8 protein-coding genes are annotated in these 12,183 nt (G+C 51.8%); 6 read left to right on the top strand and 2 right to left on the bottom strand.

The features are described from left to right. Positions 1 to 67: 67 nt before the first annotated feature. Positions 68 to 2,521 carry an ATP-dependent DNA helicase RecG gene (gene recG, locus JX360_RS01555; RefSeq protein ID WP_244348823.1) on the bottom strand — a complete coding sequence of 818 codons (2,454 nt, stop codon included), beginning with the start codon at positions 2,519 to 2,521 and terminating at the stop codon, positions 68 to 70. 644 nt (positions 2,522 to 3,165) lie between these two features. Between recG and thyD the strand changes: the two genes are divergently transcribed. The 5 genes from thyD (at position 3,166) to JX360_RS01530 (ending at position 7,795) form a co-directional block, all read left to right on the top strand. Beyond that, entirely contained in the window at positions 3,166 to 4,083 is a 918-nt protein-coding gene (thyD, locus tag JX360_RS01550; protein ID WP_244348727.1) for a thylakoid membrane protein ThyD, read from the top strand. 242 nt (positions 4,084 to 4,325) lie between these two features. Next, positions 4,326 to 5,153, top strand: coding sequence for a Uma2 family endonuclease (locus JX360_RS01545; RefSeq protein WP_244348726.1), 828 nt, complete (start codon positions 4,326 to 4,328; stop codon positions 5,151 to 5,153). Positions 5,154 to 5,179: 26 nt separating this feature from the next. Then, positions 5,180 to 5,986 (top strand): Uma2 family endonuclease, encoded by an 807-nt coding sequence (locus JX360_RS01540; RefSeq protein WP_244348725.1) that lies wholly within the window; start codon positions 5,180 to 5,182, stop codon positions 5,984 to 5,986. A gap of 135 nt (positions 5,987 to 6,121) precedes the next feature. Then, positions 6,122 to 6,910 carry a Uma2 family endonuclease gene (locus JX360_RS01535; protein ID WP_244348724.1) on the top strand — a complete coding sequence of 263 codons (789 nt, stop codon included), beginning with the start codon at positions 6,122 to 6,124 and terminating at the stop codon, positions 6,908 to 6,910. Positions 6,911 to 7,045: 135 nt separating this feature from the next. Beyond that, positions 7,046 to 7,795: a Uma2 family endonuclease gene (locus tag JX360_RS01530; RefSeq protein WP_244348723.1), complete on the top strand. Its 750-nt coding sequence runs from the start codon at positions 7,046 to 7,048 to the stop codon at positions 7,793 to 7,795. Positions 7,796 to 7,898: 103 nt separating this feature from the next. Here JX360_RS01530 and JX360_RS01525 read toward each other — a convergent pair whose 3' ends face one another. After that, a complete protein-coding gene (locus JX360_RS01525; protein ID WP_244348721.1) occupies positions 7,899 to 8,546 on the bottom strand; it encodes a type IV pilin protein in 648 nt (215 codons plus the stop codon). 498 nt (positions 8,547 to 9,044) lie between these two features. Between JX360_RS01525 and JX360_RS01520 the strand changes: the two genes are divergently transcribed. Further along, positions 9,045 to 11,999 (top strand): O-linked N-acetylglucosamine transferase family protein, encoded by a 2,955-nt coding sequence (locus JX360_RS01520; protein ID WP_244348719.1) that lies wholly within the window; start codon positions 9,045 to 9,047, stop codon positions 11,997 to 11,999. The last annotated feature ends 184 nt before the right edge of the window (positions 12,000 to 12,183 follow it).

Here is a 12,183-nt window from a genome sequence, read left to right as displayed (position 1 = left end):
TGAAGCTGCAACTTACCCGCCCATTTTCGTTGCAGATTCACTTGACCACTCAACCGCTAGCGATTTCTTAGTGTAATCGATTGGTGTAACTGACTTTCGTCTTCAAAACAGCTTGTAGTTCAGGATACTGTGTGAGATGGGGATCCGCTGCGATGAGCTGTTCTGCCGCTTGGCGAGCCAATTCCAGCACCTCTTGATCGTCCATCAGGCTGGCCAGGGCAAAATCCGGCAACCCCGACTGGCGCGTGCCCATCACCTCCCCTGGGCCACGGAAGCGCAGATCCATTTCCGCAATAAAAAATCCATCGTGGGACTGCTCCAGCACCTTCAGCCGCCGCAGCGCATCCTCCCCCTTGGATCCTGTCATCAACAAACAGTAGGATTGCTCGGATCCCCGCCCCACCCGTCCCCGCAGCTGGTGCAGTTGAGACAATCCAAACCGTTCCGCGTGCTCGATCACCATCACCGAAGCATTGGGTACATCCACCCCCACCTCCACCACCGTGGTGGACACAAGAATATCCAGTTCCCGCTGGCGAAAAGCTTGGATAACGGCATCCTTGTCGTTGCTACTCATGCGCCCGTGTAATAAGCCCACCTTGAACTGGGGAAAAACCTTTTCCTGCAGGCGCTGGTGCTCCTCAATGGCCGATTTCAGATCCAGCTTTTCTGACTCTTCAATCAGCGGCAACACCACGTACACCTGTCGCCCTTGGGCAATCTCCCGCTCCATCAACCGCACCACCTGCAAACGATCCCCAGGCCGGACAACAACGGTATGAACCGGCTTACGCCCAGGCGGCAGCTCATCAATTTGGCTGACATCCAGGTCACCGTGAAGGGCCAGAGTTAGAGTGCGCGGGATCGGGGTGGCGGTCATGGTCAGGACATCGGGATGATCCCCTTTCTGTTGCAGAGCGGCCCGTTGTTCTACCCCAAAGCGGTGTTGCTCATCGATGATCACCAGGCCGAGGTTGCGAAACTGTACCGCCGGCTGGATCAGGGCGTGGGTACCCACCACTAGGGGCAGTTCCCCTGTTTGCAGTTGCCGTAGGATCTGTCGGCGTTTGGCGGCTGGAGTGGAACCAGTTAGGAGTTCTACAGGCAAGTGCAGTTGGCTAAACCAATCCACCAATTTGCGGTAGTGTTGCTCCGCCAAAACCTCGGTCGGGGCCATCAGAGCCGTTTGCCAACCGGATTGGATAGCCGCCAGAAGGGCCACCACAGCGACAACGGTTTTCCCGGAGCCGACATCCCCTTGAACCAGGCGGTTCATCGGCAAGGGATCCCGTAGATCCGCCAGAATTTCGCTAATCACCCGTTGTTGCGCGGCGGTGAGTTGAAAAGGCAGGAGTTGGTAGAAGCGATCCACCAGTTCACCCTGGATTGGTTGGTACCGGGGTACCGCTTGGGCTTGCTCCCGATACCGTTGCCGCCGTTGCAAAAGGCCCAGTTGCAGATAAAAAAACTCATCAAACACCAGCCGTCGTCGGGCTTGGGCCAGGTGTTCTGCTGTGTCTGGAAAATGAATTTGCTGGAGAGCCACAGGCAAATCCAACAGTTGCAAGGTGCGTTTTATGTCTTGGGGCAAGGGATCCCCTATCAACGCCACTGCCGGCAGCGCCAGTTGCACAGCTTTACGCACCAGGTCGGCGGTAATCCCTTCGGTGAGGGGGTAAATGGGTAAAATTTTGCCAATCTTGAGGGAGCGAAGCACGGGATCCCCCCCACGGCCATGAACCGGACTCTCCTCAGGTAAATCTGGCGATAAAACCTCAATTTGCGGGTTGTCCAGCGTTAGGCCAAACTTGCTCCTTTTCACCAGGCCACTGGCGGCCACCCTCGCCCCCTTTGGATATTGCCGCTGTATGGATTCCTGCCAACCCCGCTGGGTGAATTGCCGCCCGTTGTAAAAGCGACTCAAGGTCATTGTGCCGCTGCTATCGGCCATCTTCAGGTTGAAAATGGTCAGGGCTTTGTTCTTGGGACTGGTGAAGCAGGTACAGCTTTTGATCGTGCCCACCAAGGTAACGGTTTCCCCCACTTTCGCCTGCCGGATCAGCACCTGCTCCGAGTAGTTCACATGGTCGCGGGGGAAGTAGTAGAGGGCATCCCGCACCGTGAGTAAACCCAGTTGCGCCAGTTTTTCTGCCGATTTCGGGCCTATTCCTTTTAGAAATTGCAGCGGTTGCTCCAGGCTGAGGCCATTGGGCTTGGGCAGAGGGGCAGGGCGGGCGGGCGGGGGCGGTTCTTGCTGACGACGGATTTGATCCAGCCAGCGGCGGGTTTCCGCCACCAGATGCTGTCGTTCCGGCAGATCTAGCTCCGGGTAAAGGGTATAACGGGATCCCAGTTCTTGCCATTTCCGCCGGTCATCCCCATCCAGCAGCCAATCGGCGGGGGGATCCTGCCCGAAGACCCCGCAAAAAAATTGGGAGAAGGTTTGTTCTCGTCCTTGCAAATCCCCAAAGCCAGACTCCGCCTCCACCGATAGGGCCCGATTCAGCCGTTTTAGATCCACCGGTTCCGCCTGCCTTGAGGTTCCCCTGAGGGTCTCTAAGCCACCCCTCTCAGAAGAGGGATACTGATCCGTAGGGGCAGATGCGGCAACTTCGGTCACAACACTGAGCTGGAAGGATAATCTGCAATGTCGGTTATGATCAATCTTAATCCTGAGAGAGAAGCTCTGTACCGAGTCAAGCCCTACCCAATCGGGACAAAAGATTTATTTGCATCATCTGAAATGTAGCATCTCTACTTCTGGTGAATGTTTTACAGTGGCAAAGAGCAGGACATGTGACCCATCATGCAAAACCATGTAAGCCATCAGAATTAGAGATATTTTGATGTAGAATGTCTGCAATCTTTCCAGGAGATTTTCATAATATACACCATAACATACACACATAATACATAAAGAAATACATAAATAAAGATCAGAATGAGGTTTTGAAGGCTTAATAAAGTTCTTAGTCTCAATCTTTCTATTGAGTTTCACCAACACTCATAATCTTATTCATTTGACGATCTAAATAATGGTCTAAATAAAGGACGCCTGCAAAGGCATACAGACACAAGATCGATACAAGATACGGAAACAAGTTAGGCTAGAACTCTGGCCCACTCAGACTGGGTACACATTGGTTGCGAAAAGGGATCCACATCATGCGCATTGCCATTACGGGCGGGAGTGGTTTTATCGGGCGTCGCTTGGTCGCTCGTCTCCTGGAGCAAGGGGATCACGTCTTGGTCTTAACCCGCAACCTTGAGCAAACCCGCAAGGTATTAGGGGATCCCGCCAACCTTAAGCTCCTGCAGTACGATCCCTACCAACCGCAAACCTGGGCCACTGCTCTAGAAGGGTACGAAGGCCTGATCAACTTAGCGGGCGAACCCTTAGCCTCCTCCCGCTGGACAAAAACCAAGAAAAAAGAAATCCGCCGCAGCCGTGTGGAAACCACCCAAGCCCTGGTACAAGCGATCAGTACCCTGAGCCAGAAACCGCAGGTGATGATCAGCGGCTCAGCTGTGGGCTATTACGGATCCCATCCCGAAGGGGATCCCTTGCCGGAAACCGCCCCCCCTGCCCAGGATTTTCTGGGGGAAGTTTGCCAAGCCTGGGAGGCCGCCGCCCGGCCTGTGCAAGATCTTGGGATCCGTCTGGCCATTGTGCGCACGGGGATTGTCTTGGGGCCGGATGGGGGAGCACTGGGGCAGATGTTAGCCCCTTTTCAGTTTTTTATCGGCGGAACGATTGGCTCCGGCAAACAATGGCTCTCCTGGATCCACCGTGAGGATTGGGTTAGTTTGGTTTGCTTCCTGCTCAAACAGGGATCCGGCATCTTTAATGCCACCGCTCCCAACCCGGTACAAATGGAAGAGTTCTGCCGCACTTTAGGCCAGATTTTAGCCCGCCCCTCTTGGCTACCCGTACCGGAACTGGCCCTAGAACTGCTGTTAGGGGAAGCAGCTCAGGTGGTGCTCACGGGGCAAAAGGTGATCCCTCAGGCCGCTTTACAGGCAGGCTTTACGTTTCAATACCCACAATTAAAAGAGGCCCTACGGCAAATTCTGATCCCGTAAATCTCCTGTCAATCTTCTGTAGCTACGCTAAAAGAGCAGAACGCCTGGCCCAAAAGCTGCGGGAACTGGGGGTGGATCCAGGTACCCTAAGCTAGAGAAAAGGCCAGGGATCCCTTCCTGTGCACGATAAAGCGTTTATCCAGGATCTCACCCAGGCCCAACCCCAAAGCCTTGCGGCGCTACTCGACCGTGCTTTGGTCCACCCTTTGGGCTAGCCTGGAGGCACCGGACTTGGTATAGCCATGCTGGTTCAAGACAAATCCACCCACCCCAACTCCCTCACCCGCCAGCAATTAGCAGAGCTCATGCCCTCCGCCCAGGGGCTTCTCAGCGATGAACCGGAAATGGAACACTCCCTCCATGCCCTGCAGCTGCTCATCTTGGTTACCTGCCTCCACCGCCTCTGGCAAGACCGCAGCGACTACTTCCTGGCCTGGAACCTCACTGTCTACTACAGCCGCGAGCAACTGAAGACCAAAGACTTTCGTGGGCCGGACCTATTTTTGGTCAAGGGGGTGTCCAATCACCCACGGGGATCCTGGGTGGTTTGGGAAGAAGGGGGCAAATACCCGGATTTGATCATCGAGCTGCTCTCGGAGTCCACCGCTGAGGTGGATCGCACCGAAAAACGAGAACTGTATCAGACGATTTTTAGAACCCCGGAGTATTTTTATTTTTCGCCAGAGACGCTGGAGTTTATGGGTTTGCGGTTACAGGAGGGATTGCGTTACGAAGAGATCCCTGCCACAGAGCAAGGGTGGCGCTGGAGTGAGGTGCTGGGGTTGTACCTAGGCATTCACAACCGTCAACTGAGATACTTTTTGCCGACAGGGGAATTGGCGCTCTTGCCGGAAGAAGCCGAGCGCCTCGAACGCCAACGGGCAGAACAAGAGCGGCAGCGGGCAGAACAGGAACGCCAACGGGCAGAACAAGAGCGGCAGCGGGCAGAACAGGAACGCCAACGGGCAGAACAAGAGCGGCAGCGTACAGAACAGGAACGCCAACGGGCAGAGCGCCTGGCGCAAAAATTGCGGGAACTGGGGGTGGATCCTGCCAGCCTAGAAAAGTGAATTCAAACGATTTCGGAGACCCTACCATGACCAACCCCGTTGTGGAGTCAGCGGATCCCTTGCTACAAGAACCCGATGCGGCCTACCTTCCTGAATGGCCCCCTGGCCAAGATGAACTCCCTTACGATGATGGCATTCCCATGGAAACCTGGCGGCACAAATGCCAAATGGATCTGCTGATCAGCATCACGGAAACCTGGCTGCAAAAACGACCGGATGGCTTTGTCAGCGGCAATATGTTCCTCTACTACAGCCTGGAACAGTCTCGCAGCCGCGATTTCAAAGGCCCCGATTATTTTGTTGTTCTGGGGGTACCCAAGGGGGAACGGAAAAGCTGGGTGATTTGGGAGCAAGGCAAAGGACCGGATGTGGTGATTGAGCTGCTTTCTCAGAGCACTGCTCAAGCGGATAAGACCCACAAAAAGCAGCTTTACGAACAAATCATTCGGGTACCGGAATACTTTTGGTTTGATCCGTTTGCGCCGGAGGACTGGGCCGGGTTTCGCTTGCTGGGTAGTCAGTATGTGCCGATTGAGCCGGATGCTCAGGGAAGACTGAAGAGTGAGGCGCTGGGGCTGTACCTAGTGAAGTGGACAGGCTCCTTCCGAGGGATTGATACCACCTGGATCCGCTGGGCCACCGAAGTGGGGGAATTGCTGCCCACCGAAGCAGAACAAGAACGGCTATTGGCTGAGCAGGAGCGGCAACGGGCTGAGCAGGAGCGGCAACGAGCTGAAAGCGCCGAGCAACGGGCTGAAAGCGCCGAGCAACGAGCGGAACGGCTGGCCCAAAAGCTGCGGGAACTGGGCGTGGATCCGGGTACTCTAAGTTAGAGAAAAGGCCACGGATCCCTTCCTGTGCACGACAAAGCGTTTATCCAGGATCCCACCCAGGCCCAACCCCAAAGCCTTGCGGAGCTACTCGACCGTACTTTGGGCTAGGCTGGAGGCACCGGACTTGGTATAGCCATGCTGGTTCAAGACAAATCCACCCACCCCAACTCCCTCACCCGCCAGCAATTAGCAGAGCTCATACCCTCCGCCCAGGGGCTCCTCAGCGATGAACCGGAAATGGAACACTCCCTCCATGCCCTGCAGCTGCTCATCTTGGTTACCTGCCTCCACCGCCTCTGGCAAGACCGCAGCGACTATTTCCTGGCCTGGAACCTCACTGTCTACTACAGCCGCGAGCAACTGAAGACCAAAGACTTTCGTGGGCCAGACCTGTTTTTGGTCAAGGGGGTGTCCAATCACCCGCGCGGCTCCTGGGTGGTTTGGGAGGAAGGGGGGAAATACCCGGATTTGATCATCGAGCTGCTCTCGGAGTCCACCGCTAATGTGGATCGCACCGAAAAACGAGAACTGTATCAGAGCATTTTTAGAACCCCAGAGTATTTTTATTTTTCGCCAGAGACGCTGGAGTTTATGGGTTTGCGGCTGGGGGAAGGGGGAGAGCGATACGAGGAGATTGCGCCGACAGATCGCGTCAGCGGGACGGAGTCCTTGCAAGGGTTGCGGTGGAGCAAGGTGCTGGGGTTGTACCTGGGCATTCACAACCGTCAGCTGCGGTATTTTTTCCCGAATGGGGAGTTGGTACCTCTGCCGGAAGAAGCAGAAAAAATCGAGCGGCAACGGATGGAACAAGAGCGGCAACGAGCTGAGCAGGAGCGGCAACGGGCTGAAAGCGCCGAGCAACGGGCGGAACGGCTGGCCCAAAAGCTGCGGGAACTGGGGGTGGATCCGGGTACTCTAAGTTAGAGAAAAGGCCACGGATCCCTTCCTGTGCACGACAAAGCGTTTATCCAGGATCTCACCCAGGCCCAACCCCAAAGCCTTGCGGCGCTACTCGACTGTGCTTTGGGCTAGGCTGGAGGCACCGGACTTGGTATAGCCATGCTGGTTCAAGACAAATCCACCCACCCCAACTCCCTCACCCGCCAGCAATTAGCAGAGCTCATGCCCTCCGCCCAGGGGCTCCTCAGCGATGAACCGGAAATGGAACACTCCCTCCATGCCCTGCAGCTGCTCATCTTGGTTACCTGCCTCCACCGCCTCTGGCAAGACCGCAGCGACTATTTCCTGGCCTGGAACCTCACTGTCTACTACAGCCGCGAGCAACTGAAGACCAAAGACTTTCGTGGGCCGGACCTGTTTTTGGTCAAGGGGGTGTCCAATCACCCGCGCGGCTCCTGGGTGGTTTGGGAAGAAGGGGGCAAATACCCCGATTTGATCATCGAGCTGCTCTCGGAGTCCACCGCTGAGGTGGATCGCACCGAGAAGCGAGAACTGTATCAGACGATTTTTAGAACCCCGGAGTATTTTTATTTTTCGCCAGAGACGCTGGAGTTTATGGGTTTGCGGCTGGGGGAAGGGGGAGAGCGATACGAGGAGATTGTGCCGAGAGAGCAAGGGTGGCGGTGGAGCAAGGTGCTGGGGTTGTACCTGGGCATTCACAACCGTCAGCTGCGATATTTTTTCCCGAATGGGGAGTTGGTACCTCTGCCGGAAGAAGCAGAAAAAATCGAGCGGCAACGGGCCGAGCAGGAGCGGCAACGGGCTGAAAGCGCCGAGCAACGAGCGGAACGGCTGGCCCAAAAGCTGCGGGAACTGGGCGTGGATCCGGGTACCTTGGAGAAATCTTGATCAAACACGCTGTAATCCCCTGAGTGATTTGAAAGACACAAAAAAGGCCCCAACAGAAGGAGGCCTAGAGACAATCAAACTCTAACAAATGAATCAGACAAAACTAGAATGCAGTTGTACCGGTTGCATCAGTCAAGTCGTAATTTACATCACCTGTACCATAGGGATCCAGGGTTAAACCACCTGAGGTTATCGTTACCCCTGAATCCTGATCATCGAACACGTTACAAGACTTTCCAACAAAGTAATCTCCCGTGGATACGGCTTTTTCCCCTTTCCCAAGGCCCAGTTCACAGAGAAGGGGGAAACCACCCACGTTCACATAGGCCGGATTCACGTCCGTATTGCCCAGAACCGCAATGATCAAACCCCGCTGAGCAGGGGTATCTGTAAGCAGTGCAGGAGCACCATAGTTAGGCGCAGACCAGGGATCATTCTGGTACTTGTCTTTGGCAGGGCCACACCAATCAGAGCTACAGCCCCGACCAATTGCTGCGTACTCAGAGGGATAGTTGGTCCAATCCAACCGATAAGCTTCAGAGCCTCGGGAGACATCAGTCAGAGCGGCTTGGGCCTCAGCCACGCGAGAACGACGAATTTGGTTGAGAAACTGAGGAATCGCCACTGCAGATAGCACGCCCACAATCACAATCACCACCAGCAGCTCAATCAAGGTAAAACCCTTAGCCTGAGAAAGCAGCGATTGAGAGACTTTCGCACGAAATAGAGAATGACGGAGTTTTGCACTCATGATCCAACGCCTCTTTGTAAAGAAGAAGTATTTGAGCTGGCCTTAACTTGCCTGTACTAACCTACCCACTCCAAGTCAGATTCATAACATCCTACGAGCAGATCCCTAAAAGCCCTTCCAGACAAGGATTCCAAGGACATCCTCTGTGGGCTACCTCCATAGCCTTAGGGTTGTCAGCGTAGCGGCAACTTCCCAGTCCAAGTACCCATACCCCCCTCCTGAACCAAGATGCAAAAGCAAAAAGGGTAGAGCCACAGCCCCTAGTACCGCCCTACCTGAATGCCCTGCCTCCCTATCGACTCCAGCAGCGTTGTGGAGCAACAGGGTGCTGTAGGCATAGCGGCCCCTTAGAGCAAGGAAAGTCTGTCGCAAGCACTAGCCTACCATGGGTGCAAAGGGCTGCTGAGTTAACTGACTTATACATTGGCTTGATCCCAATGTCCACCTTTGTGAGTGTGGCATGATAGACCCCAACAACCTTCCTACTCTCAAAAGCCAATGTTGCCCTCTGAACCTCACAACCTAGAAGAAATTGCTGCGCAAGGACGAACAATATTTGCCAGCTCTGAAGTTGAATTCCGAAACTGGGCCAAAGGCTGTACAAATGTCCTTTCTCCTTTAGAGTGGGGACAAGTATTGACCAAAATAATTTATCCAGAAAAGACTACCCTTTGGAAGGATATTCCCAAAACATACCAAGAAGCCACAGAAGCAGCACTCTACCAACTCCTTTATCTGGAGCCTAGAAGGGCTTATTCTCTTTACACTGCTCTGTTGACCCCACATAAAGATCATGATGAAGAGTCCGCCCTCATTGATAAAGAGAGACTCATCTTAATGATGAAAAACACAGCCCGAGAACTAGCACTAACGGCTAGCAAACAACCTGATAGCGAGTCAAGGAATACATATGAGCAATCATTAAAAGTAAGAGAGCTAATCTTTGAGTTAGATCCCTTAGAAAAATACAACACCTTAATCCTACTCTTCAACGCAATCAAGAGAGAAGATGAGCTAGCAGTCTCGTTCTATTCATCAGCACTGTCTGAGAGTATAAGTTCTGGATCAGAGATTACGGATCCATCTGGAGATATCGCCTTCTTTGAGGTTGCACGTAATCTGCTGGATCAAGGATATTTCGACATTTTCTTTGATCTCTTAGAGACTTTTGCTCAAAAAACTCCGCAGCCCCAGTATCGATCAATCATTGCTGCACTGTCCTTACTCTCTGAGATTTATCTGCCAGAAAGGTTCGAGTCATACAAAGGCTTATACTCCTCAGAAGACTGGACGAGTGGTTTTGGCATACAGCTGGTTTCGAAACTGCTAGAAGAATCAACAAGCTTGGGCTATTCAGCAGTTGCAAAAAAACTACTTTATATCGCAGAAAAGGAAGAGAGAAAATCTTCCCACCATATCTACTTATTAGAAAATGCGATGACCTTTTTTGCTAAAGCATCACTCACGGATAAGGTAGAGCAACTAATCAAAGAGTTTCTCAACTTGTGGCCGATAGAAGAACTAGAAAAATTAAGGGATAAGCTAGCAAATAAAGAATTGCCAGGAAATAACATTCAATCTCTTGCAATGGCTTTTTTGTTTTCTGTCAGCTTCTTTATCAATTATGTTAGTGATGACAGGAAAATCATACGCAAGCTAACCAATCTTTCCGCAGATATACTATATCACATCCTCGACTTACACAGAAAAAATTTAGATCCAGAAGATGGTTCTGAAAAGGCACCTGCTGAGCGTCGGAGCCTGAACCGTCGAAAACTTCGAGTGGGCTACCTAGGCATATGCTTCATGAGCCACTCGGTAGGCATCATGTCTCACCAGACACTTGCCTCTCATGATGTTGAAAATAATGTAGAAGTCTACTACTACTATCTTATGGGCCTCTCTACTGAGGAGCTTCTTGTTTCAGATCCAATCTATCAAGATTTTCTTTCCCATAAGGCTCATTTTCGTCACATTCCTAAGAATTCTCATTTAAAGGAAATTATAGAGATAATTAGACATGACAATCTTGATATTCTCATTCATCTGGATTCATTGACAGATCGAATGAGCAACTATGTGATTGCGTATCGCTGTGCACCTATTCAATGTAGTTGGTTGGGCGGAGACTCCTCTGGCTTGCCAACTCTAGACTACTTTCTAGTTGATCCATATCTCCTTCCCGACTCAGCCAAGGAAGACTATCGTGAAGAGTTGATTCAATTACCCACATATGCTGCCATCCGTCACCTTTCTGTCGAGCCTCAAGATCATCAAGTTTTTCTGAAAAAGCTGAATGCCAAGCCTCAGCAAGTTATCCTATTCACAGCTGCACATGCTTACAAACGCAATGATCAATGTGTAGAGGCTCATCTCCAAATACTACTCAATGCTCCTAATTCTATATTGGTTGTAAAGGGTAAAGGAGAAGCCCCATCACTGGTTGAAATGTATCGGAGTAAGGCCAAGAGTTTAGGAATAGAGGATCGAATCCGTTTTCTTGCAAGAACAGACTATGTAAGTTCACATCGTGGCCAACTAGGATTGTTTGACTTAATGCTAGATACATTTCCTTACACAGGTGCTACTCACACAATGGAATCTTTATATATGGGTTTACCTGTGTTAACCTTGGTCGGTAAACATTATTTTGGTCGTATGAGTTATAGCTTACTTAAAAATATTGGCCTTGACGATTGCATCACGTGGTCTATTGAAGAATTTATCCAACGCGGGATCCAACTGGCTAATGATCCGGAGCGATTGGCAAAAGCCAAGCAGACCATTCGAGATTCCTATGACAAGTCGGTGATCTGGGATCCGAAGCGGCTAGCCAGAGCGATGGAGAAAACGTATTTTGATCTTGCCTACAGGCACCAACTTATTGATCAAATTCCTGATTTACCAAACTACGAACCTGAACCTAAGCCCACCGAACGCATCCGACTCCATATTGGCGGTAAGGAGCCTCATCCTAACTGGAAGATCTTCAACATCCAGCCCGGGCCAAATGTAGATTATGTTGGTAATGCAGTTGATCTCAGCCAATTTCCCGATAACAGTCTGGAGGCCATCTATACCTCCCATACCCTCGAACACTTCAACTATACACAAGAGCTACCCGTTGTTCTCAAAGAGTGGTATCGAGCCTTACGCTTCGGGGGACAATTGATGATTAGCGTTCCAGATTTGCCGACCCTCTGCCGCCTCTACTTGAAAGAAGAGGCGACTCCTGCCCAGCGCTTTGCCATTATGCGCATGATGTTTGGCGGACAAGTGGATGAGTATGACTACCACAAAGTTGGGCTGTCCTGGGAGCACCTATTCATGTTGCTGAGTCAAGCAGGGTTTAGAATCATCCGCAAAGTGGATCGATTTAACTTATTTAATGATTGTAGTGAGATGGTTGTTTTTAATGAACTGATTAGCCTCAACGTGATTGCAACCAAGTAATGATTAGCATCTTGACTCAACTTGCGGATCCTAGAGGTATTGCCGCCGAACCCAGTTCTCGAACAACATCTCTAGCGGATCTATCTCCCAGATGGGGTTATACAAGTTAGAGATCTGCTACCCTGAGGGGGTGGAACAAAGAGATGCCTTTAAGCCGAACCTTGATCTCGTAGTTGAAAGCTAT

Source organism: Thermostichus vulcanus str. 'Rupite' (genome assembly GCF_022848905.1).
In the GTDB taxonomy this organism is placed as follows: domain Bacteria; phylum Cyanobacteriota; class Cyanobacteriia; order Thermostichales; family Thermostichaceae; genus Thermostichus; species Thermostichus vulcanus_A.
This window is presented reverse-complemented; position numbering and strand designations above follow the sequence as displayed.

Bases quoted from the DNA above. Each gene is read 5' to 3' on its own strand.
- thyD (WP_244348727.1), top strand. From the start codon at position 3,166: ATGCGCATTGCCATTACGGGCGGGAGTGGTTTTATCGGGCGTCGCTTG.
- JX360_RS01545 (WP_244348726.1), top strand. From the start codon at position 4,326: ATGCTGGTTCAAGACAAATCCACCCACCCCAACTCCCTCACCCGCCAG.
- JX360_RS01540 (WP_244348725.1), top strand. From the start codon at position 5,180: ATGACCAACCCCGTTGTGGAGTCAGCGGATCCCTTGCTACAAGAACCC.
- JX360_RS01535 (WP_244348724.1), top strand. From the start codon at position 6,122: ATGCTGGTTCAAGACAAATCCACCCACCCCAACTCCCTCACCCGCCAG.
- JX360_RS01530 (WP_244348723.1), top strand. From the start codon at position 7,046: ATGCTGGTTCAAGACAAATCCACCCACCCCAACTCCCTCACCCGCCAG.
- JX360_RS01525 (WP_244348721.1), bottom strand. From the start codon at position 8,546: ATGAGTGCAAAACTCCGTCATTCTCTATTTCGTGCGAAAGTCTCTCAA.
- JX360_RS01520 (WP_244348719.1), top strand. From the start codon at position 9,045: ATGTTGCCCTCTGAACCTCACAACCTAGAAGAAATTGCTGCGCAAGGA.